This window comes from Micromonospora sp. NPDC047670, from assembly GCF_043204915.1.
Classification (GTDB): Bacteria; Actinomycetota; Actinomycetes; order Mycobacteriales; family Micromonosporaceae; genus Micromonospora.
In genome coordinates this window covers 334,315-356,226 of record NZ_JBIDDA010000001.1, presented here as the reverse complement: position 1 = coordinate 356,226, position 21,912 = coordinate 334,315, and the positions used below count along the sequence as shown (strand labels likewise).

Sequence of the window (21,912 nt, the reverse complement as noted above, 5' to 3'; positions counted from 1 at the left end):
CCCCGCGCGCCCGCGCGCGTCCGCCGTCGATCCGCGCCCGTTTCAAGACCGGGCCCGCCCTCGCCCTTGCGGAAGGATCTCGACAACCGTGGCTGACGCACCGACCATCCGGATTCCCGACGACCTCAAGCCCGCCGACGGGAGGTTCGGCTGCGGGCCGTCCAAGGTCCGTCCGGCGGCGGTCTCCGCCCTCACCGACGTCGCGACCAGCTACCTGGGCACCTCGCACCGGCAGAAGACCGTCCGCGACCAGGTCGCCCGGCTGCGCCGCGGCATCGCCGAGTTCTTCTCCCTGCCCGAGGGCTACGAGGTGGTGCTCGGCAACGGCGGCACCACCGCGTTCTGGGAGGTCGCGACCTTCGGCCTGGTCCGGGACCGGGCGCAGTTCGCCAGCTTCGGCGAGTTCGGCGCGAAGTTCGCCAAGTCCGTCAAGGACGCCCCGTTCCTGGGCGAACCGACCATCCGCAAGTCGGCGGCCGGCAGCGCCCCCGCGCTGGCCGCCGAGGCGGGGGTGGACGTCTACGCCACCCCGCACAACGAGACCTCGACCGGCGTCGCGGTGCCGATCAGCCGGGTGGCCGGCGCCGACCCCGGCTCGCTGCTGCTGGTCGACGCCACCTCCGGCGCCGGCGGGCTCGACGTGAACGTCGGCGAGACCGACGTCTACTACTTCGCCCCGCAGAAGTGCTTCGGCTCCGACGGCGGCCTCTGGCTGGCCCTGATGTCCCCCGCCGCGCTCGCGCGCGCCGGTGAGATCAAGGCGTCGGGCCGGTACATCCCGGCCTTCCTCGATTTGGTCACCGCGATCGACAACTCGCGGCTGGAGCAGACCTACAACACCCCGGCGCTGGCCACCATCTTCCTGGCCGCCGAGCAGACCGACTGGATGAACTCCCAGGGCGGGCTGGCGTGGGCGGCCAAGCGCACGGCCGAGAGCGCCGCGATCGTCTACGGCTGGGCGGAGCGCTCCGAGGTGGCGACGCCGTTCGTCACCGACCCGGCGCTGCGGTCCAACGTGGTCGCCACCATCGACTTCGCCGACTCCGTCGACGCCACCGCGATCGCCAAGGCGCTGCGCGCCAACGGCATCGTGGACACCGAGCCGTACCGGAAGCTGGGCCGCAACCAGCTCCGGGTCGCGCTCTTCCCGGCCGTCGAGCCGGCCGACGTCGAGGCGCTGACCGCGTCCATCGACTACGTGGTGGAGCGGCTCTAGGCCGTCGTCACGTTCGGTGGCCGCCGAACGCGTCGGCGGCCACCGAACGTGATCATCGCCGCAGCTCAGTCGCGACATGCGGGTGTCGCATCCCCCACCTCGGGGCAGATACGCGTACGGTGGTGCGAGACGCCCGGGTGGCCGGCTCGTGGCGTGACGGCCAGCGAAGCGGGACGGAGGCAACGCTATGCGCCCAGTACGCTTCGTCGCCCTCTCCGAGGACGGCCAGGCCCTGGTGCTCGCCGACGAGGTCGGGCGACTGCTCGCCCTGCCCATCGACGAGCGTGTCGCCGGTGCGCTGCACGCCGAGCCCGGCGCCCCGCCGCTCGCGGTGGCCCCGGCCGCCGCGGCCGATCCGGTGCCCTCCCTGTCCCCGCGGGACATCCAGGCGAAGATCCGCTCCGGCGAGTCCGCCGAGGACGTCGCCCGGATCGCCGGCGTGCCCGTCGACCGGGTGCTGCGCTACGCCGGCCCGGTGCTCCAGGAGCGGGCCATGCTGGCCCAGCACGCCCGGCGCACCCGGCTCAAGGGCGCCGAGAAGCCCACCCCGCTTGCCGAGGTCGTCAACGGCCGGCTGGCCCAGCACGGGATCGACACCGAGAAGATCTCCTGGGACGCGTGGCGCCGCGACGACGGCACCTGGCGGATCGTGGCCACCTGGCCGTCGGGCAAGGCGACCGCCCAGGCGGTGTGGGACCTCGACAAGACCCGGCAGGCGGTCACCCCGCACGACGACATGGCGCAATACCTGTGCGCCGAGCGGCCCACCCCGATCCTCGGCCAGGAGCCGGCCCCGGAGCGGGGCGGTCACGCGCTGCCCGGCCCGTCGCGCGGCGAGCCGAGCCGGGGCGGGCACGGCCTGCCGGCGCCGGCCGAGCACAGCCGTCCCGGCCGCGATCCCATCCGGGCCGGGCGGGACGCCCTGCTCGCCTCCCTCGACCGTCCGCTCGGCTCGACTTCGGGCCGTGGGCTCGACCCGCGCTCCCCGGCCGCCCTGGCCGGGCAGGACGCGCCACGGCAGCGGCCGGTCGCCGGCGGGGCGGCGGCGCTGCTCGGCGGCGGACAGGGCTCCGCGTTCGACGACGACTCGGACGCGCCCAAGGAGGTGCCGGCCGTGCCGTCCCTGGCGGTGCTCCGGCCCCGCCGCACGGGTGCCGCGGCGGCGTCGGCCGCCGAGTCGGCCGACGCCGGGGGCAAGCCCCGCAAGCGCCTTCCGAGCTGGGACGACGTGCTGTTCGGCAGCGGGCCGGCGGCCCGCGAGTCCTCCTGACGCGTCGACTCCGGCGGCCGCCTGCGCCGGAGTCGACGCGAGGCACTCGAAGTGCCGCCGTGGCAGGGTTGCCGTATGGACTACACGAACCTGGGCCGCACCGGCCTGTCCGTCAGTCGTCTCTGCCTCGGCACCATGAACTTCGGGCCGCAGACGACCGAGCCGGACAGCTACGCGATCATGGATCGGGCCCTCGAACACGGCATCAACTTCTTCGACACCGCCAACGTCTACGGCTGGCAGACCGGCGAGGGGATCACCGAGCAGATCATCGGCCGCTGGTTCGCCCGGGGCGGCGGCCGGCGGGAGAAGGTCGTGCTGGCCACCAAGGTCTACGGCAAGATGGGCGAGTGGCCCAACGAGCAGGGCCTCTCCGCCCGGCACATCATCCGGGCCTGCGAGGACTCGCTGCGCCGGTTGCAGACCGACACCATCGACCTCTACCAGATGCACCACGTCTCCCGGAGCACGCCGTGGGAGGAGATCTGGCAGGCCATGGAGACCCTGGTCGCCCAGGGCAAGGTGCTCTACGTCGGGTCGTCCAACTTCGCCGGTTGGCACATCTCGGTGGCCCAGGAGGCGGCGGCCAAGCGCCACTTCCTCGGCCTCGTCTCCGAGCAGTGCATCTACAACCTGCTCACCCGGCACGTCGAGCTGGAGGTCGTGCCGGCCGCGCAGCACCACGGGTTGGGCATCATCCCGTGGTCGCCGCTGCACGGCGGGCTGCTCGCCGGGGTGCTGCGGAAGATGGCCGAGGGCGGGGCCGCGCGCGGTGCCAGCGGCCGCTCCGCCGACGCGCTGGCCGCGCACCGGCCGACCATCGAGGCGTACGAGAAGCTCTGCGCCGAGCTGGGGCACGACCCGGCGGACGTGGCGCTCGGCTGGCTGCTGTCCCGGCCGGGGGTGACCGCCCCGATCATCGGGCCGCGCACCACCGACCAGCTCGACCGCTCCCTGGGCGCGCTCGACGTCAGCCTCGGCGAAGACGCTCTGCGCCGGCTCGACGAGCTCTTCCCGCCGATCGGCAACGGCGGCCCCGGCCCGGAGGCGTGGGCCTGGTAGCCGACGGCCAGCCAGGCTCCGGGCCCCGTCCGAAGGTCCGGAGCCTGGCCGCCGGCGCCCGGGTCGGCCAGCCTCGGCCGCCCGGGCGATGGCGCTCCCGGCACGGCTCGACCGGTCACAACGGCCAGGCGGCCAGGCGGTCGTAGGTGGGGCGGGGGCCGGGGTGGCTGCGCACCAGCACCATCTCGGCGGCCGGCCACTCGGGGCCCTCGTAGTCGTCCAGGGTCGCCACGTCGGCCGTGACGTCGACCGGGGGGAGGCGGTCGCCGGGACGGGCGACGGTCAGGTGCGGGCGGAACGGCTTGTCGTCGTGCGGCAGGCGGGCGTGCCGCAGCCGGGAGCGGATCAGCCGGGCGAGCACCTGGATCTGCTCGACCTCGCCCCGCAGGTCGACCCAGAGCACGGTGAAGCGGCCCCGACCGAAGCGTCCACCGCCGGCGAGCCGGAGCCGGGGCGTGGTGGCCCGGCCCTCCCGGGACCACTCGGCGGCGAGCCCGAGGGCGCTCTCCACCTCGACCAGCCGGGCCGCTTCGACGTCGCCGAGGAAGGCGAGGGTGACGTGCGCGGTGGCCGGGTCGGCGAGCCGGACGTTGGTCCCGGCGGCGGCCGCCGCTCCGATGCGCAACCGGGCGACCTGCGCGCCGAGGTGCGCGACCGCCTCGGGCGGCGGGTAGACCGCGACGAAGAGCCTCAAGCCGGTCCGCCGCTCAGTGGTGGCGCTGCCGGTCGCTTGCCCGGGCGGCGGGCAGGGTCAGGCCGGCGGCGTGCAGGAGGCCCTCCACCCGGACCCGTTCCAGCTCAAGGTCGACGCCCGCCAGCTCGGTCAGGTGCTCGGTGATCCCGAGCGCCCGGCAGGCCAGCCGGAGCCGGTCGTCGTACGCCTGGAGCACCGTGCCGTGCCAGACCGCCTGCCGGCCGTGGGCGACGGCCCCCTGGCCGCGCAGGCGGCGCAGGTCGGCAGCGAGTTGTTCCAGCGGGCGCCGGTCCGGCCGGTCGAAGTCGGTGAGGTCGATGTCGCGGGTCAGGGCGTCGGCCTCGACGGCCCGGTCCAGCCGCGCGATGGTGCGCCGCTCCCGCCGGCGGTCGCGCCACTCGGCGTAACCGCAGGCGACCCGGTCGATGATCTCGTCGGCGCAGAAGATCAGCGCGATCAGCGCCGGCAGGCTGGCCACGCCGACGAAGGCCAGGACCAGCAGCACCCCGCGTCCGACCTCCACGCATCGACGCTAAGCCCCATGCCGGCGGACCGCCACCGGATTGGCCGCATCCACGCCATCCGCCGGATGGGACGGATCGTCCCATCCGGGCGGCGGTCACGGCTCAGCAGTCGGTCGAGGTGACGTAGAAGCGGGGCATCGGCAGGACGCGGAAGCGCAGCCGGGCGCCGGAGCGGCGCAGCTGCCAGGTGAGCGCGATCAGGGCGGTGGCCAGCGAGACAAGCCCGCCGATCCAGATGCTGGCGCCGGCGCCGTAGGTCTCCGCGACCCAGCCGATCACCGGCGCGCCGACCGGGTTGGTGCCGAGGAAGACCAGCACCCACAGGGCCATCACGCGGCCCCGGAACGCGGCGTCCGTGCCGAGCTGAACGCGCTGGTTGGCGGCCTGGGCGAAGAACACCATGAAGAACCCGGTGGGCAGCAGGAGCGCCACCACCATCCAGTACGCGGGGGCGAGCCCGACCAGGGTGCCGAAGCTGGCGCAGCCGACCGCGGCGCCGAGCACCAGCCACACCGAGGGGCGGCTGCGCCGCCCCGTGCCGGCCAGCGCCCCCACGAGCGCGCCGACCGCCAGCGCGGTGCTGAACAGCCCGAACGAGGCCGCCCCGGTCTGGAAGACGGTCTTGGCGAGCGCGGCCAGGGTGAGCTGGAAGTTGAACAGCGACATGCCGATCACCGACATCACCGCCATCGGCAGCAGCAGGTCGGGGCGGCGCGAGACGTAGCGCAGCCCGTCGACCACCTTGGCCGACGCCCGCTCGTCGCGCGGCGGCAGCGCCTCCCGGTACAGCTCGGCCGGGCGCATCCGGACCACGTTGACCAGCGGGGCGACCGAACTGAGCGCGGTGAACAGGAAGACCGGCCCCACGTCGAAGGCGGCGATGGCCAGACCGGCGACGGCCGGCCCGACGATCCGCGCGGAGTTGAACACCGCCGCGTTCAGCGAGAGCGCGTTCGGCAGCAGCGACGTGCCGACCAGCTCCGACACGAACGCCTGCCGGACCGGGGTCTCCACGGCGTTCGCGACGCCGAGCAGGGCCGCGAACGCGAAGACGTGCCAGAGCTGCACGAGGCCGGTGATCACCAGCAGGCTCATGGCGAGCGCCAGCACGGTCCAGAACGCGTTGGCGACGAAGAGCAGCATCCGCTTGTCGTAGCGGTCGGCGAGCCGCCCGGAGAGCAGGGTGAGCAGCAGCACCGGGGTGAACTGGAGAGCCGTGACCACGCCCAGCGCGGTGGCCGAGTTGTCGGAGAGCTCGAGGACGAGCCAGTCCTGGGCGATGAACATCATCCAGACACCGATCAACTTGATCAGTTGCCCGGATGCGAAGAGCCGGTAGTTGCGGACCTGTAGGGACTGGAACATCGTGCTCAGCTTCGCCTGCACTCTTGGTGCGCCTCCTCGCGGTCGTACGCGTCATCGACGGCGGACGGCGCGGTGGTGCGAGGCGCGCGGGTCAGGCGCGGGCGAGCTGCTGAAGGATCTCCGCGGCCTGCCGCAGGGTGTCCCGTTCTGCTTCGGTGAGCTCGGCCAGCCGGTGGGCCAGCCACTCGTCGCGGGCGCGCTCGAACTGCTCGAGCACCGCCCGTCCCCCCTCTGTCGCCGCGAGGATGACCTGCCGGCCGTCGGTCGGGTGGGGGGTGCGCTGCACGAGGCCGCGCTCCTCCAACTTCGCGACGATCTTGGTCATCGTCGGCGGCTGCACCCGTTCGACGTCGGCCAGTTCCCGGGGCGTCAGCGCGCCCGCCAGCCGGAGGCTGGTGAGCGCGGAGAGCTGGGTGACCGTCAGGTCGCCGACCGGCCGGGCCTGGCGGACCCGTCGGTTGAGCCGGGTGATCGCATCACGCAGCTGGGGTGCCAGCTGCGCCGGTGGCACGCGTTTCGCCGTCACCGTCCGCTCCGTCACGATAGTTAGCCTAACTAATGAGCCTGGCTAATGAGCTGCGATATGACCATGCTCACGAGAAGTTTGCCCTGCTCCGGGCCGGGTATCCGATTCGGTCACCGGCCCGGAGCGCAGGGTGTGTCAGAGCACCACGGACTCGATCGGCCCGCGCAGGAAGTACAGCACGAAGAGGACGGCCACCCCGTACAGCAGCGGGTGGACCTCCCGGGCCTTGCCCTTGGCGAGCTTCACCACCACGTACGTGATCAGGCCGGCGCCGATGCCGTTGGAGATCGAGTACGTGAAGGGCATCAGCACGATCGTGAGGAACGCCGGGACGGCGATCTCGTAGTCGGACCAGTCGATCGTCCGCACCGCGGTCATCATCAGGAAGCCGACCACCACCAGCGCGGTGGAGGCCGCCTCGAACGGCACCACCACGACCAGCGGCGCCAGGAACATCGCCAGCAGGAACATGCCGCCGGTGACCAGGTTGGCCACGCCGGTCCGGGCGCCCTCCGCCACACCGGCGGCGCTCTCGATGTACGACGTGTTGCTGGAGGTGCTCGCCGCGCCGCCGGCCGCCGCGGCGATCGAGTCGACCAGCAGGATCTCGCGTGCCCGCGGCGGGGTGCCCCGCTCGTCGAGCATCGCCCCCTCCTGGCCGACCGCGACCATCGTGCCCATGGTGTCGAAGAAGTCGGTGATCAGCAGGGTGAAGACGAACATCAGCGCGACGACCCAGCCGGCCCGGCCCCAGGAGTCGAACAGGTTGAAGTTGCCGACCAGCGACAGGTCCGGCACGTCCACCCAGGTCTTCGGGAACTCGGGGACGTTCAGCGCCCAGCCCTTCGGGTTCGGCTTGCCGTCGACGAACGACGGCCCGATGTTCGCCACCGCCTCGACGACGACCGCCAGCACGGTGGAGGCGAGGATGCCGATCAGGATCGCGCCCCTGACCCGACGCACCAGCAGCACGATCGTCAGCAGCAGGCCCACCACGAAGACCAGCAGCGGCCAGCTGGCCAGCTTGCCGCCGATGCCCAGGCTGACCGGCACGGTGGTGTTCTGCACGTCCGGAACCCGGCGCACGAAACCGGCGTCGACGAGGCCGATGATGGTCAGGAAGAGGCCGATGCCGACGCCGATCGCCGTCTTCATCTGCGTCGGCACCGAGCGGAACACGGCCGTCCGCAAACCGGTCAGCACCAGCACCGCGATGATCAGACCCTCGATCACCACGAGGCCCATCGCGTCCGCCCAGGTCATCTCCGGGGCGATCTCGTACGCGACCAGCGCGTTGACGCCGAGGCCGGCGGCGAGGGCCAGCGGGAACCGGCCGACCACACCCATCAGGATCGTCATCAGGCCGGCGACCAGGGCGGTGGCCGCGGCGAGGGCGGGAATGGGCAGTGACTTGCCGTCGCCGTCGACGGCACCACCGAGGATGAGCGGGTTGAGCACCACGATGTACGCCATCGTGAAGAAGGTCGCCAGGCCACCGCGTACCTCGCGGCTCATCGTCGAGCCACGGGCGGAGATCTCGAAGAAGCGGTCGAAACCGTTACGCGGATGAGCGGGGTCGGGTGGTGTGCCGTTGTCGGGCGGCGCTACTGCCATCAGGTCCTCGCAGGTGATCTTCCGTTTGTCGCGCGCATCGTCGCAGATCACCGGCAGGCAGGGAAAGTTGATCGCGTACGCTTGCCGCGTGCCGAAGGAGCAGCCGCCGCGACCCGAGCCGCTCGACCCGCCGATGGTGCCGTTCGCCCTCGCCGGGATGGCGGGCTGGGCACTCGCCGGGCTGGTGCTGCTGATCTTCTTCCGCGGCTGGCTGACCGAGCACGGTCACCAGGACTGGCTGTGGATCTGCCTGGCCGGTTTTCTGTGGGGTTTCCCCGGTCTCGCCGTGATGATGCGGCACGACGCCAACCGGCGCCGCCGTCGCGCCGGCCGCTGACCTGCGCCGAGCGTCGATCCGACGCCCCGGCGGTCCGTCAGGGGTGGCCGTACGGCTCCGCCGGCTCCGCGGCCTCCACCGAGCCGGGCGCGCGGCTGACCGACACGGGCTCCACCGCGCTGTCGTCGTAGACCGTCGGCATCTCGTCGACCGTGGTGTCCGCGGCCTCGATCAGTGCCTCCGAGTGGGCGCCGCAGCCGTGGTCGGCGCTGACCACCCGACCGTCGTCGGGGGCGTAGAAGTTGCCGCAGGCGCCGAAGGACTGCCGCAGGGCACCGGCGAGCGGCAGGTAGAAGCCGCAGGTCCCGCAGCGCGCGGCGGCGGGGGCGGCGACCGAGATCGCCGCGGACGGGCCGTGGTCGCCGTCGTACCAGCGCTGGGCGGCGTCGCTGCGCCCCTCCCGGGAGAGCACCCGGGCCCGGCCGAGCCCGAGCTCCCAGGCGGTCTCCTCGACCGCCGGGTCGTCGGAGAGCACGTAGCCGGGCTGGAGCCGCTCGTCGTCCGGCGGGGTGGGCAGCAGGTCACCGGGGCCGAGGTCGCCCGGCTTGAGCCGCTCCTGCCAGGGCAGCCAGCCGGGCGCGAGCAGCGCGTCCGAGCCCGGCAGCAGCACCGTTTCGCAGACGGTGACGTGCCGGCTGCGGGGCACCCGGGTGACGGTGACCGCCCACCGCCAGCCGCGGTAGCCGGCGAGCCGACACTCGAAGTAGTGCGTGACGAGCCGGTCGCCCTCCGCGACGGCCTGCAGGTGGTCGCCGATGTCCGAGGCGTCGACCTCGGTGATGGCGTCACGTGCCACCTCGACGGCGGCGGCGCAGACCTGGTCGAGACGAGCGGCGCGGGCGGAGGCGGGCCTGGTCACCCCACCATTGTTCCCCATGCGTACGGCCGACCGACAGGCACCCGCCGATGACGTTCTGGCGCAGTGGTGCGGCGTGCGCCGATCGGATGGGCCAGGATGGTGGGCATGCCGCTGTTCTCCCGCTCCGGGCGTTCCGTACTCGGGCAGACCGTCGGCACCGGCATCAGGGCCGTACGCCTGCTGTTCCGGGGTTCGGTCAGCAGCGGGCGCTGGATGACCCGCCGGGCCGGCCGCGCCCGCGCCCGCGGCGCCGGGGGCGAGGTCGGCATGGTCCGGCTCTTCGACCTGCACGCGGTCTCCTGCGCCGGGGACACGCTGATCGCCATCGGCCTGGCCGGGACGATCTTCTTCAACGTCCCGCTCGGCGAGGCGCGCAGCAAGGTGGCCCTCTACCTGCTGGTGACCATGGTGCCGTTCGCCATGCTCGCCCCGGTGGTGGGGCCGCTGCTCGACCACTTCCGGCACGGCCGGCGGTACGCGCTGGCCGCCACCATGCTCGGCCGGGCCTTCCTGGCCTGGCTGATCTCCGACTACATCCACGGCTTCGGGCTCTATCCGGCGGCCTTCGGCGTGCTGGCGCTCTCCCGGGCCTACGGGGTGGCCCGCTCCGCGGCCGTGCCCCGGCTGCTCCCCGAGGGGCTCGGGCTGTCCCAGGTGGGCGCCCGGGCCAGCGTCTACGGCACGGTGGCGGGCGCGCTCGTCGCCCCGATCGGTCTGGCCGCCTTCTGGTTCGGCCCGCAGTGGCCGCTCCGGGTGGCCTCGGTCATCTTCCTGGTCGGCATGGTGATCTCCCTGCGGCTGCCGCCGAAGGCCGACTCGGAGCCGCCGGAGCGGGTGCCCCGACCGCTGCGGGCGCTCGGCCGCCGCGCCGGGGACCGCCCGCTGGGCCGGGGGCGGCCGGCGGGCCGGCTCGTGATCGCCACCCTGATCGGCGCCGCGACCCTGCGCGCGGTCTACGGTTTCCTGCTGCTCTTCCTGGCCTTCGCGATCAAGGCGGGCGACCTCACCACCGTCGTCTTCGGCCGGGACCTGGGCGACGAGGGCGCGCTGGGCCTGGTCGGCGCGGCGCTCGCCGTGGGCACCTTCCTGGCCACCGCGGTCGGCACCCGGCTGCGCATCCACCGGCCGGCCGCGATCCAGTCCAGCGGCATGGTCATCGTGGCTGGCGTGGCGATCCTCGCCGCGCTGAAGTTCTCGCTGCCCATGGTCGCCCTGCTCTGCCTGGTCGCCGCGTTGAACAGCGGCATCGCCAAGCTCGCCGTGGACGCCTCGATCCAGGAACGCATCCCGGAGCGGCTGCGGGCCAGTTCCTTCGCGCACTCCGAGACGGTGCTGATGCTCGCCTTCGTCGCCGGGGGCGGGCTGGGGCTCGTACCCTTCGACGGCCGGATCGGGATCGCCGTCGCTGCCGCCGTCGGCACGGTGGCCGCCGCCCGGGGCGTGGTGGTGGCCGGGCGGCTGCGCGCGGAGCGCCTGCTCGGACGGCCGTTGGGCGACGACGAACTGGCCGAGGAGACGGGCGAGACCGAACCGGACGGCCCGGGCGACGACGGCGCGGAGGCCCGCGACCCGGATGCCGGAGACCGGTACGACGCCGCGCCCACCTCCCCCGCCCCGGCGCAGGGCGGCTCGCCGCTGGACGAACCCGGCCTGGCGCCGCCGGGCTACCACATCTACCGGCCGTCGTCTGCGGTCGGCGGACCGGGCCCAACGGACGACGAGACCCGCCGGGAGTCGCAGGGGCCGCTCTCGTGACCGGCCTGCTGGTGGTCACGGCGGTGCCCGCCGAGGCGGAGGCGGTCCGGGCCGGCCTCGCGGACCCGACGACCACGGTGCTGCCGGTGGGGGTCGGGCCGGCCGTCGCCGCCGCCACCACCGCCCGGCTGCTGGTCCTCGCCGAGGCCGCCGGTCGGCCGTACCGCGGCGTGGTCAGCGCGGGCGTGGCGGGCGGCTTCACCGGCCGGGTGGAGGTGGGCGCCACCGTGCTGGGCACCGCGTCCGTGGCCGCCGACCTGGGCGCCGAGTCGCCGGCCGGTTTCATCCCGGTCGACGAGTTGGGCATGCCGCCGGACTGGCTCGGCGGCGGCACCGCGCTCGCCGCCGACCCGGACCTGCTCGCCGGGCTGCGGGCCAGGATCCCGACGGCCACCGTCGGCCCGGTGCTGACCGTCAGCACGGTGACTGGCACCGCCGCCAGCACCGACGCCCTGCGCCGGCGGCACCCGGACGCGGTCGCCGAGGCCATGGAGGGGTACGGGGTGGCCGTCGCCGCCGCCCAGGCGGGCCTCCCGTTCGCCGAGTTGCGTACCGTCTCCAACCCGATCGGCCCCCGCGACCGCGACGCCTGGCGCATGCGCGAGGCGCTCGCCGCCCTGACCACCGCCGCGGCGGCGCTGGCCTGACCCGTCCCGCCTGCCTGCCTGCCGGCCCGGCTGCACCGTCAGTCCGCGACCGCCGGCCGACGGTCGAGCCGCAGCGACCAGGGGCGGCTCGCCTCCAGCTGGTATCCACAGGCCAGCAGCAGGTCGACGCCACCGCAGCGGGCGACCGCCCGGGCGCTCCGGATGCCCGCCCGGTCCATCTCATCGGCGAGCAGGCCGACCAGCCGACGACCGATGCCGAGCCGCTGGTATTTCCCGGCCACGAGGACGCCGTCCAGGACGATCTCCCGATCCTCGCTCGGGCCGTCGCCGTACGTGAGGTGCCGGCTGCGTTCGTAGGCCCGCAGCTCGCCGACCAGCTCGCCGCCCGGTAGTTCGGCCACGAAGCGCCACGACGTCGCCGGCAGGCCGCCCGTCACCCGGCGCAGCCGGACCGTGCGCCGGATCTCCGCGGCCCACCGGCGTCTGTCCCGGTGGGCACGGTTCCGCTGGTACGTGGCCGCCGGTAGCGGGAGCGGCCACAACGGGGGCGGCAGGTTGTACCAGTTCGCCCACCAGGCACCGGGCCAGTCCTTCGGCTCCCGGACCTCCCACGCGTCAAGGTGGGCGGGATAACGCCGCCCAGCCGCGTCCCGCAGCCCGTCGTGCGGCACCACCGGCAGCAGCCCGTCGGGCGGCGCTGCCGACGGCTCATCGTGAGGCACCGCCGCCGGTCCGTCGGCGGTTTCGGCTCGACCGACCGCACCGACCGCCACCTTCCCGCCGGCAGCCCGGACGAGCCGTTCCACCGTGCGGAACCTCGGATCCATCGCCCGCCCCGACTCGATCCGGGCGAGGGTGGCCTGTGGCACACCGGACAACTCGGCCAGCTCCCGCTGGCTCAGGTCTGCGCGGCGCCGTAGGGACCGGAGGGCCGCACCCAGGTCAACCGCCTCTCTCTGCTCTGCCACCAGACCATGCTCCCGAGGCGCCGCAGCTTCCTCAACAGCCCTCCCAAACCTGTGGACAAACTTGTGGACAACCGTGGCAACGTCGGCAGCCGCAACGGTGCCTTCACGTCGATCGGCCGTCGATCGGCCGTCGATCGGCCGTCGACGGCGGACGCCGGCTCTCAGAATTGAGCCAGGCATGCCTCCTCGCGACGCTGTCGAGCTGAATCGTTTACGACATCACCGGCGAGCACGAGGCCAGGCGGTGCGGCGGCCGTTACTCAGCCAACGAGGAGACCGAACCGAGGCGAACCGGCGACCCACAGACCCGGATCGAGGCGAACCGGCGACCCGCAGACCCGGACCGAGGCGGACCGGAGACGAACCGGACCGACGCGCACCGAAGACCACAGACCCGGACGGTGGCGGTGCGGCGGTCACAGACCCGGACGGTGGCGGTGCGGCGGTCACAGACCCCGACGGGGGCGGGGGCAGTCACAGACCCCGACGGGGGGCGGGGGCGGCCGTAGACCCGGACGAGGGCGAGGCTGCAACCGTTACCCGGCGACGACGAGACCGAACCGAAGCGGAGCCACGACCGTAACCCCGCGACGACGAAACCGAACCGAAGCGGGCCGCCGACCAGACGGAGCGGACCGCCGACCACACGACCGCGGCCGGTCGGTCTGGTGCAGCAAGGACGGCGGTCGGCGCGGACGGCAACAGAGCGGCTGGCATCGGCGGCCGATGGTGGGTGAATGGTCGGGTGGGTGGGTGGGTGGGTGAGTCGTTTACGACATCAGCTCGACAGCGGTCGCACTCGCGTTCCGGCACGCCGCACCCGCCAGCACCACGGAGCCGCCGCACGCCGAAGCGGCCACAACCGCATCCGCCCGTGCGTTGCGCCCGGCGGGGCGCCGGAACCGCCGGCACGCCGCACCCGCCAGCACGCCGCGCTCCCCGCCGGCCCCGAGCGCATGCGGGAATTCGTTCGGCTGAAGACACCTGCCCAGGCTCCGCGAACGCCGGCACGCCGCGCGGCCGGAACAGTGGGCGTAGGTCGAGCAGTGCGTAGGTCGAGCAGTGCGTAGGTCGAACAGTGCGTAGGTCGAACAGTGGGCGTAGGTCACAGGGGTGGTGCCGCGGGCGGGTGACCACCAGGGGGCGGGGATACCGTGGGGGCGTGGCGCTCTCGCTGGCGATCTCGCCCTGCCCCAACGACACGTTCGTCTTCCACGCCCTCGTGCATGGCCTCGTGCCCGGCGCGCCGCCGGTCGAGGTGAAGTACGCCGACGTCGACGTGACCAACACCGCCGCCGAGCGGGGGATCTTCGACCTGGTGAAGGTGAGCTACGCCGCGCTGCCGTGGCTGCTGGACGACTACCACCTGCTGCCCTGCGGCGGCGCGCTCGGCCGTGGTTGCGGCCCGTTGGTGCTGACCCGGGGCGACCGCGCCCACGGCACCGACCGCACCGACCGTGACCCGACCGATCGCGATCGCACCGACCCTGCCGGCCGAACCGACGGGGCCGGCCGAACCGACGGGGCCGGCCGAACCGGCGGAGCCGTCCAAACCGACGGAGCCGATCGGGCCGACCTCAGCGGCGCCACGGTGGCGGTGCCCGGCGACCGGACGACGGCGTACCTGCTCTTCCGGCTCTGGGCGGCGGACCGGCCCCCGGCGCGGATCGAGGTCGTGCCGTTCCACGAGATCATGCCGGGGGTGGCGGCCGGCCGGTACGACGCCGGCCTGGTCATCCACGAGGCCCGGTTCACCTATCCGCGACACGGCCTGACCGCCCTCGTCGACCTGGGCGAGTGGTGGGAGGCCGACACGGGCCTGCCCATCCCCCTCGGCGCCATCCTGGCCCGGCGCGGCGCGGTGGATCCCGAGGCCGCCGCCGGATGGATCCGCGAGTCGGTCCGCCGGGCGTGGGCCGACCCGGCGGCGAGCCGCGACTACGTGCTGGCGCACGCGCAGGAGATGGAGCCCGACGTGGTGGACCGGCACATCGGCCTCTACGTCAACGAGTTCACCGCCGACCTGGGGGACGCCGGGTTCGCCGCCGTGGAGGCCCTGCTCGGCCGGGCCGCCGACGCCGGGCTCGTGCCTCAGACCTCCAGCTCGCGGGCGACCGCGTGGACGAGCTGAGCGATCTTCTGGGCGGTCTTGCGGTCCGGGAAACGGCCGCGCCGCAGGTCCGGCTGGACCTTCGCCTCCAGCACCTTGATCATGTCCTCGACGAGGCCGTGCAGCTCCTCCGCCGGCCGGCGGCGCAACTCCGCCACCGACGGCGGGGCGTCGAGCACCTTTACCCCCATCGCCTGCGCACCCCGGCGGCTGTCCACCACGCTGAAGTCGACCCGCTGACCGCCCTTGAGGTCGGTGACACCCGCCGGTAGCGCGGTCTTGGGAAGGAACACGTCGCCACCCTCGTCGCTGGTGACGAACCCGTATCCCTTGGCCGCGTCAAACCACTTCACTCGACCCGTCGGCACCTGAGAACCCCTGCTTCGCTTGAGACGTCTACTGCCCCAAGGCTAGCCGGATCATCCCGTCCAGCGCCGCCGGGAATCCGGTGAGATCATCCAGCACCACCTCCGCCCCGGCCGCGCGGAGTTCGTCCGCCGAACACGGGCCGGTGGCGACCGCGATGCCGGGCACGCCCGCCGTACGCGCGGCCACCATGTCGGCCACGTGGTCACCCACGTAGTGGGTGGCGCCGTGCCCGCGCAGCGCGGTCGCCTTCTCCTCGGCGAACAGGTCGCCGGCCACCTCGTCGACCGCCAGCCCGAGGTGGTCGAGGTGCAGTCGGGCCAGGCGGCCGAGCTTGGCGGTCACCACCAGCACGCGACCGCCACGTCCGCGTACCGCGTCGATCGCGGCGCGGGCGCCGGGCATCGGGACGGTGGGTGTGATCGCGTACGCCGGATAAAGCTCGCGGTACGTCCGGACGGCCGCGTCGACCTGCTCCGGCGGGAACCAGTGGGCGATCTCGGTGCGCAGCGGCGGGCCCAGTCGGGACACGGCGGCCTCCGCGTCCACCCGCACCCCCGTCCGGGCAGTCAACGCACGGAAGGTGTCGGCGATGCCGGGGCGCGAGTCGACCAGGGTCATGTCGAGGTCGAAACCGACCGTCAGTACGGGCATGCCGAGGAACCTACCCGTCCATCGCCTCGGGCCAGCCGGACGTCCGAGGGGCGGGAGGACCCCCGGCCGGGCTAGCGTGGAACGACGATGACCACCTCACTCGCCGACCACCTGCGGTCGCTGCCCGACGAGTCGCTCGCCGCCCTCCTGCAACTGCGGCCGGACCTCGTCGTACCCGTGCCCGCCGACGTCTCCGCGCTCGCCATCCGGGCCCAGTCCCGGGTCTCGGTGGCCCGCGCGCTCGACGGGCTGGACCAGTTCACCCTGCAGATCCTGGACGCCGCCCGGCTCACCCGGGGCGGAGCCGAGGCGACCACCTCCACCGAGGCGGTGCTCGCCATGGCCACCGCGGGGCCGCACCCGCCCGCCCCCACCTCCGTCCGCGCCGCCGTGAACCGGCTGCGCGCGCTGTTCCTGCTGCACGGCCCCGAGAGCGACCTGCACGTGGTGGCGAGCGTCGACGAGGTCTCCCCGTACCCCGCGGGGCTGGGCCGACCGGCGGCGGAGCTGGATGCGCGGGCGGCGGCGCTCTGCGCGGACCCGGCGAAGCTGCGGCGGACGCTGCTGGCCGCGCCGCCCTCGGCCCGGGCGATCCTGGACCGGCTCGCCGCCGGGCCGCCGGTGGGCAGCGTGCCGCCGGGCGCGTTGCAGGCGCCGCCCGTCGGCGCGGAGGACGACCTGCCCCCGGACGCGACAAACGGCGGCGCGCCGACCGGCTCGCCCGTGCGCTGGCTGGTCGACCACCACCTGCTGGTGCCGGTCTCGGGCGGCAGGGCCGGCGCCACCGGCACGGTGGAGCTGCCCCGGGAGGTCGGCCTGCTGCTGCGGCGCGACACTGGCCCGCTCGGCCCGCTGCGGACCAGCCCACCGCCGGTGGCCACCCCACCGCGCGAGCCGAAGGCCGCCGACTCCGCCGGGGCCGGGCAGACCATGGAGGCGGTACGCCACACCGAGGCGCTGCTGGAGCAGCTCGCCGCCGAACCGGCGCCCGTGCTCCGCTCCGGCGGCCTGGGGGTGCGCGACCTGCGCCGGCTGGCGAAGGCGGTCGGGGTGGACGAGCCGACGGCCGCCCTGCTGCTGGAGGCGGCGTACGCGGCCGGGCTGATCGGCGAGGTGGACCTGCCCGGGGCCACCACCAGTCGCTACGGCGCCGACCAGCAGGTCCTGCCCACCGCCGGGTACGAGGTGTGGCGCGCCGGTTCGCTCGCGCAGCGCTGGGAGCAGCTCGCCCGCGCCTGGCTGACCATGACCCGGCAGGTCGGGCTGGTCGGGCAGCGCGACGACCGGGACCGGCCGATCGCCGTGCTCTCGGCCGAGGCGGAACGGGCCGGGGCGCCGGCCGCCCGGCGGGCGGTCCTCGGGGTGCTCGCCGACCTGGAGCCCGCCACCGCGCCCACCCCCGAGGAGGTGCAGTCCCTGCTCGACTGGCGGGCGCCCCGGCGCAGCCGGGGGCGGGAGGCCACGCACCGCGAGGTGCTGGCCGAGGCGGCCACGCTGGGCGTGACCGGGCTGGGGGCGCTCACCTCGTACGGGCGGCTGCTGCTCGCCGACGTCACCGCCGCCGACGAGCGGGGCGCGGACGACCCGCTCGGCCTGCGCGCGGAGACCGAGGGGGGCGACGGAACCGGCGCCGTGCGGGCGCTCGACGCGCTGCTGCCCGCCCCGGTCGACCATTTCCTGGTGCAGGCCGACCTGACCGTCGTGGTGCCCGGCCCGCCCGACCCGGCGCTCGCCGCCGAGTTGGAGGTGGTGGCCGAGCACGAGTCGGCCGGCGGGGCCAGCGTGCACCGGGTCACCCCGGCCAGCGTGCGCCGGGCGCTGGACGCCGGGTACTCGGCCGACGACCTGCACGCCCTGTTCCGGCGCCGGTCCCGCACCCCGGTGCCGCAGGGGCTGACGTACCTGGTGGACGACGTGGCCCGCAAGCACGGCGGGCTGCGGGTCGGCTCCGCCGGGGCGTACGTGCGCAGCGACGACGAGGCGCTGCTGACCGAGGTGCTCGCCGACCGGCGGCTGGAGTCGCTGGCGCTGCGGCGGCTCGCCCCGACGGTGCTGTCGACGCCGTACCAGGTGGGCCGGATGCTCATGGCCCTGCGCGAGGCCGGGTACGCCCCGGTGCCCGAGGACGGCAGCGGGGCGGCGGTGCTGTCCCGCCCGAAGACCCGCCGGGCCCCGGCCCGGGTTTCGGTGGCGACCCGGACACTCGACCCGCTGACCGCGCCGAAGTTGTCCATGCCCCGCCTGCTCGGCGTGGTGGAGCAGATCCGACGCGGTGACGCGGCGGCCCGGGCGGCCCGGCGCGCGCCGGCCGTGGTCCGGGGCGGCGCGGCGCGTACCGGGCCGGCGCCGGTGCACACCCACAGCGACGCCCTCGCCGTGCTCCAGCAGGCGGTGCGGGACAAGGCGCTGGTCTGGGTGGGTTACGTCGACGCGCACGGGGCGACCGCGTCGCGGCTGGTCCGGCCGGTGTCGATCGGCGCGGGCTATCTGCGCGCCGAGGACGAACGGACGGAGATGCTGCACACCTTCGCCCTGCACCGGATCACGGCGGCGGTGCTGGAGGACTGAGCAGACCGGGTCAGCGCCGGCTGCGCCGCACCGTCCCGACGACGGAGACGACCAGCAGCAGCGCGAATCCGGCGCCGGCCGACTCGCCGACCGAGTCGACGAAGCCCTGCTCCAGCACCAGCCAGCCGAAGAGGAACCAGCCGACGAGCACCACCGCGGCCGCCGCGTACGCGACGACGGTGGCGGTGGAGACCTGCTCGTCCGGCAGCCGGTCGCGCTCGACGCTGTGTTCCGGTATCGCCTCCCGGTCGACCGTCATGTCCAGCCTCCCCGTCCGGTCCGACGCCTGGCATCCAGCGTGTCACTCGGGTGGCGGGAGTGACAGGGGATAAAACCCCGATCGGACGGCGTGTGCGACGCGCGTGGGCCGGCCCCGGGGCGGATCAGGTGCCGGGGCGGCGGCTCAGGTGCCGGGGCGGCGGCCGACCAGCACCACCCGGCTGCCGACCTTGCCCAGCTCCCAGTAGCGGACGGCGTCGGCGTGCAGCAGGTTGACGCAGCCGTGCGAGCCGATCGACCTGTCGTGCAGGTAGGTCGTGGTCTCGTGGAAGCCCATCCCCTGCGTGAAGTGCTGCCAGTACGGCAGCCAGACCTCGTACGGGTCGGACCACTCCTTGACGTTGCGGTAGTTGATCGTGAAGGTGCCGGCCGGGGTGCGGTAGCCGGGCATTCCCGTCCGCGTGACCGTCGGCTTCACGAGCACCTTGCCGTTGCGCATCACCCAGGTGGTCTGCCGGGTCAGGTCGATGCAAAAGGTGGTGCCGGAGCCGGCCTTGCAGCGCGCCGTGTCGGTGGTGGCGAGCCGCTTGGCCACGTCGTGGGTGGTGGGCCCGGCGCGGCCGTGGGCGGGGCGGATGTCGTACCGCTTCTGGAACCTCTTGATGGCGGCGCAGTCGGCGGCGGACTGCCGGCCGTCCACGGTCAGCGTGCCGAACCCGCCCAGCCGGGCGAGGTACGCCTCCACCTCGCGCTGGTGCTCCCCCTGCGGGCAGCCGGCGACGGACGGCGACCCGGTGGGCTTCGCCGCGGGACGGGTGGGCTTCGGCGTGCTCCGGGTCGGCGTGGGCGAGGGCTTCGCCACGGGCTTCGCGGGCGCCGTGGCGGGCCGGGTCCGCTGGTCCGGCCCGGGCGCACCGCTCGCCCCCGTTACCTCCGCAGCACCGACCGGGACGGGACCCCCGCCCCCACCGCCGTCGGCCTCCGGATCGAACGCGCACGCACCGGCGCCGACCAGCGTGGCCACTGCCAGGGCGAGGAGCCGGGTGGTGATCCGGACGTGTTTCATGGCGCCTCCCGTGACAGGTGTCCTCTTGCTAGACGTTGTGAGCACCGCTCCGGTTGCGCCCGATGTCCAACTTTTTCTGCGTCACCCGGATGCGTGCAACACTGGTGGGTCGGCCTGGGGCGGGTCAGTCGCCTCCCGGACAGCCGGCGACCCGAGGCGGAGGAGAGGCACTGGCGTGAGCGGTGGACCCCTGATCGTGCAGTCGGACAAGACCCTGCTGCTGGAGATCGACCACCCCGACGCGCAGGCATGCCGGATGGCCATCGCGCCCTTCGCGGAGCTGGAACGCTCCCCGGAGCACGTGCACACCTACCGGCTGACCCCGCTCGGGCTGTGGAACGCGCGCGCCGCCGGACACGACGCCGAGGCCGTGGTGGACGCGCTGATCAAGTACAGCCGCTACCCGGTGCCGCACGCGCTGCTGGTGGACGTGGCCGAGACGATGGACCGGTACGGTCGGCTCCAGCTCGCCAACGACCCGGCGCACGGTCTCGTCCTGCGGGCGCTGGACCGGCTGGTGCTGATCGAGGTCGCGAAGAGCAAGAAGCTCGCCGGGATGCTCGGCAACAAGATCGACGACGACACGATCGCGGTGCACCCGTCGGAGCGGGGCCGGCTCAAGCAGGCGCTGCTCAAGCTCGGCTGGCCGGCGGAGGACCTGGCCGGCTACGTCGACGGCGAGGCGCACCCGATCGAGCTGGCCGAGGCCGGCAAGGACGGCGGGAAGCCGTGGACGCTGCGCTCGTACCAGCGGGAGGCCGTGGAGGCGTTCTGGGCCGGCGGGTCGGGCGTGGTGGTGCTCCCCTGCGGCGCCGGCAAGACGCTGGTCGGGGCGGCGGCGATGGCCGAGGCGAAGGCGACCACCCTGATCCTGGTCACCAACACGGTCGCCGGGCGGCAGTGGAAGCGGGAGCTGATCGCCCGCACCTCGCTGACCGAGGAGGAGATCGGCGAGTACTCGGGCGAGCGCAAGGAGATCCGCCCGGTCACCATCGCCACGTACCAGGTGCTCACCTCGCGGCGCGGCGGCGCGTTCACCCACCTGGACCTGTTCGGGGCCCGCGACTGGGGCCTGGTCGTCTACGACGAGGTGCACCTGCTGCCCGCGCCGATCTTCCGGTTCACCGCGGACCTCCAGGCCCGTCGCCGGCTGGGCCTCACGGCGACCCTGGTCCGCGAGGACGGCCGGGAGGGCGACGTGTTCAGCCTGATCGGCCCGAAGCGGTACGACGCGCCGTGGAAGGACATCGAGCAGCAGGGCTGGATCGCCCCGGCCGAGTGCACGGAGGTACGGGTGACCCTCACCGACGCGGAGCGGATGGCGTACGCGACGGCGGAGGCCGAGGAGCGCTACCGGATGGCGGCGACCGCCCGGACGAAGCTGCCCGTGGTGAAGGCGCTGGTGGACCGGCACCCGGGCGAGCAGGTGCTGGTGATCGGCGGTTACATCGACCAGCTGCACCAGCTCGGCGAGTACCTCGACGCGCCGATCGTGCAGGGCTCCACCACCAACAGGGAGCGGGAGCGGCTCTTCGACGCGTTCCGCACCGGCGAGGTCCGCACGCTCGTGATCTCGAAGGTCGGCAACTTCTCCATCGACCTGCCCGAGGCGGCGGTGGCGATCCAGGTGTCGGGTACGTTCGGGTCGCGGCAGGAGGAGGCACAGCGGCTGGGGCGGGTGCTGCGGCCCAAGGCCGACGGCCGGCAGGCGCACTTCTACACCGTCGTCTCGCGGGACACCATCGACACGGAGTACGCGGCCCACCGGCAGCGCTTCCTGGCGGAGCAGGGGTACGCGTACACGATCGTCGACGCCGACGACGTCCTCGGCCCGAAGCTGCCCACCGTCGACTGACCGCCTTGGTCGGCTCCGACCGGGCGTCTCACGGCACTCCTGGGTGTCCCTCGCGCTCGCTGTCGATCTGATGTCGTAGACGACTCAGCCGTCAGCGGTTCTCCGGTCGGCGACGGACGCTCTCCAGCAGAGGGAGGAACGGCTTCACGTCCTGCGCGCGGTGTGCCCTGCCGGTAGACCACACCGCGCCCCCGGTCACGGCGCGCGCTGCGGCTGAACCCGCGCACGGGTGGGCCACACCCGACCGAGAGCAAGGGGCTGACGGGCCGCTGAGGC

General features: G+C 74.0%; 20 protein-coding genes. 9 read left to right on the top strand and 11 right to left on the bottom strand.

Annotation, left to right across the window (positions count from 1 at the left end):
* Window positions 1–88 precede the first annotated feature (88 nt).
* From serC to ACGF7U_RS01710, 3 genes are all read left to right on the top strand, one after another.
* Window positions 89–1,216, top strand: a complete 1,128-nt coding sequence (gene serC, locus ACGF7U_RS01720; protein WP_393102154.1) for a phosphoserine transaminase — start codon at window positions 89–91, stop codon at window positions 1,214–1,216.
* A gap of 187 nt (window positions 1,217–1,403) precedes the next feature.
* A complete protein-coding gene (gene sepH / locus ACGF7U_RS01715) occupies window positions 1,404–2,486 on the top strand; it encodes a septation protein SepH (protein ID WP_393102153.1) in 1,083 nt (360 codons plus the stop codon).
* A gap of 75 nt (window positions 2,487–2,561) precedes the next feature.
* Window positions 2,562–3,548, top strand: a complete 987-nt coding sequence (locus tag ACGF7U_RS01710; RefSeq protein WP_393102152.1) for an aldo/keto reductase — start codon at window positions 2,562–2,564, stop codon at window positions 3,546–3,548.
* Window positions 3,549–3,663: 115 nt separating this feature from the next.
* Here ACGF7U_RS01710 and thpR read toward each other — a convergent pair whose 3' ends face one another.
* The 5 genes from thpR to ACGF7U_RS01685 all read right to left on the bottom strand — a co-directional run bounded on the left by thpR (window position 3,664) and on the right by ACGF7U_RS01685 (window position 8,271).
* Window positions 3,664–4,242, bottom strand: a complete 579-nt coding sequence (thpR, locus tag ACGF7U_RS01705; RefSeq protein ID WP_393102151.1) for an RNA 2',3'-cyclic phosphodiesterase — start codon at window positions 4,240–4,242, stop codon at window positions 3,664–3,666.
* A gap of 13 nt (window positions 4,243–4,255) precedes the next feature.
* Window positions 4,256–4,765 carry a hypothetical protein gene (locus ACGF7U_RS01700; protein WP_393102150.1) on the bottom strand — a complete coding sequence of 170 codons (510 nt, stop codon included), beginning with the start codon at window positions 4,763–4,765 and terminating at the stop codon, window positions 4,256–4,258.
* 103 nt (window positions 4,766–4,868) lie between these two features.
* Window positions 4,869–6,152: an MFS transporter gene (locus ACGF7U_RS01695; RefSeq protein ID WP_393102149.1), complete on the bottom strand. Its 1,284-nt coding sequence runs from the start codon at window positions 6,150–6,152 to the stop codon at window positions 4,869–4,871.
* Window positions 6,153–6,222: 70 nt separating this feature from the next.
* A complete protein-coding gene (locus tag ACGF7U_RS01690; RefSeq protein WP_393102148.1) occupies window positions 6,223–6,672 on the bottom strand; it encodes a MarR family winged helix-turn-helix transcriptional regulator in 450 nt (149 codons plus the stop codon).
* Window positions 6,673–6,792: 120 nt separating this feature from the next.
* Window positions 6,793–8,271: an NCS2 family permease gene (locus ACGF7U_RS01685; RefSeq protein ID WP_393102147.1), complete on the bottom strand. Its 1,479-nt coding sequence runs from the start codon at window positions 8,269–8,271 to the stop codon at window positions 6,793–6,795.
* Between the two features lie 88 nt (window positions 8,272–8,359).
* Here ACGF7U_RS01685 and ACGF7U_RS01680 point away from each other — a divergent pair, with 88 nt between their 5' ends.
* Window positions 8,360–8,608 (top strand): DUF2530 domain-containing protein, encoded by a 249-nt coding sequence (locus ACGF7U_RS01680; RefSeq protein ID WP_393102146.1) that lies wholly within the window; start codon window positions 8,360–8,362, stop codon window positions 8,606–8,608.
* 37 nt (window positions 8,609–8,645) lie between these two features.
* Here ACGF7U_RS01680 and ACGF7U_RS01675 read toward each other — a convergent pair whose 3' ends face one another.
* Entirely contained in the window at window positions 8,646–9,485 is an 840-nt protein-coding gene (locus tag ACGF7U_RS01675; RefSeq protein WP_393102145.1) for a DUF3027 domain-containing protein, read from the bottom strand.
* A gap of 87 nt (window positions 9,486–9,572) precedes the next feature.
* On the opposite strand from ACGF7U_RS01675, the gene ACGF7U_RS01670 reads away from it, so the two are divergent.
* Together ACGF7U_RS01670 and ACGF7U_RS01665 are read left to right on the top strand one after the other, a co-directional pair.
* Window positions 9,573–11,222 (top strand): MFS transporter, encoded by a 1,650-nt coding sequence (locus tag ACGF7U_RS01670; protein ID WP_393102144.1) that lies wholly within the window; start codon window positions 9,573–9,575, stop codon window positions 11,220–11,222.
* On the top strand, window positions 11,219–11,869 hold the full coding sequence (locus tag ACGF7U_RS01665) for a futalosine hydrolase (RefSeq protein ID WP_393102143.1): 651 nt from the start codon (window positions 11,219–11,221) through the stop codon (window positions 11,867–11,869). Before ACGF7U_RS01670 ends, ACGF7U_RS01665 begins: the two co-directional genes overlap by 4 nt.
* Before the next feature lie 38 nt (window positions 11,870–11,907).
* Here the strand turns inward: ACGF7U_RS01665 and ACGF7U_RS01660 are convergent, their stop codons facing one another.
* Window positions 11,908–12,798, bottom strand: a complete 891-nt coding sequence (locus tag ACGF7U_RS01660; protein WP_393102142.1) for a GNAT family N-acetyltransferase — start codon at window positions 12,796–12,798, stop codon at window positions 11,908–11,910.
* 1,162 nt (window positions 12,799–13,960) lie between these two features.
* Between ACGF7U_RS01660 and ACGF7U_RS01655 the strand changes: the two genes are divergently transcribed.
* Entirely contained in the window at window positions 13,961–14,929 is a 969-nt protein-coding gene (locus tag ACGF7U_RS01655; protein WP_393102141.1) for a 1,4-dihydroxy-6-naphthoate synthase, read from the top strand.
* Here the strand turns inward: ACGF7U_RS01655 and ACGF7U_RS01650 are convergent.
* Together ACGF7U_RS01650 and ACGF7U_RS01645 are read right to left on the bottom strand one after the other, a co-directional pair.
* Window positions 14,890–15,276, bottom strand: a complete 387-nt coding sequence (locus ACGF7U_RS01650; protein ID WP_393102140.1) for a cold-shock protein — start codon at window positions 15,274–15,276, stop codon at window positions 14,890–14,892. The two genes, ACGF7U_RS01655 and ACGF7U_RS01650, sit on opposite strands and share 40 nt — an antisense overlap.
* Window positions 15,277–15,304: 28 nt before the next feature.
* A complete protein-coding gene (locus tag ACGF7U_RS01645) occupies window positions 15,305–15,928 on the bottom strand; it encodes an HAD family hydrolase (protein ID WP_393102139.1) in 624 nt (207 codons plus the stop codon).
* An 87-nt stretch (window positions 15,929–16,015) separates the two neighbouring features.
* On the opposite strand from ACGF7U_RS01645, the gene ACGF7U_RS01640 reads away from it, so the two are divergent.
* On the top strand, window positions 16,016–18,496 hold the full coding sequence (locus ACGF7U_RS01640; RefSeq protein WP_393102138.1) for a helicase-associated domain-containing protein: 2,481 nt from the start codon (window positions 16,016–16,018) through the stop codon (window positions 18,494–18,496).
* A gap of 10 nt (window positions 18,497–18,506) precedes the next feature.
* On the opposite strand, the gene ACGF7U_RS01635 is transcribed toward ACGF7U_RS01640, so the two are convergent.
* Entirely contained in the window at window positions 18,507–18,755 is a 249-nt protein-coding gene (locus ACGF7U_RS01635; RefSeq protein WP_393102137.1) for a hypothetical protein, read from the bottom strand.
* Window positions 18,756–18,899: 144 nt separating this feature from the next.
* Entirely contained in the window at window positions 18,900–19,781 is an 882-nt protein-coding gene (locus ACGF7U_RS01630) for a L,D-transpeptidase family protein (RefSeq protein ID WP_393102136.1), read from the bottom strand.
* A gap of 175 nt (window positions 19,782–19,956) precedes the next feature.
* Between ACGF7U_RS01630 and ACGF7U_RS01625 the strand changes: the two genes are divergently transcribed.
* The gene (locus ACGF7U_RS01625; protein ID WP_393102135.1) at window positions 19,957–21,636 is read left to right on the top strand and encodes a DNA repair helicase XPB; all 1,680 of its coding nucleotides are present in this window, start codon (window positions 19,957–19,959) and stop codon (window positions 21,634–21,636) included.
* The last annotated feature ends 276 nt before the right edge of the window (window positions 21,637–21,912 follow it).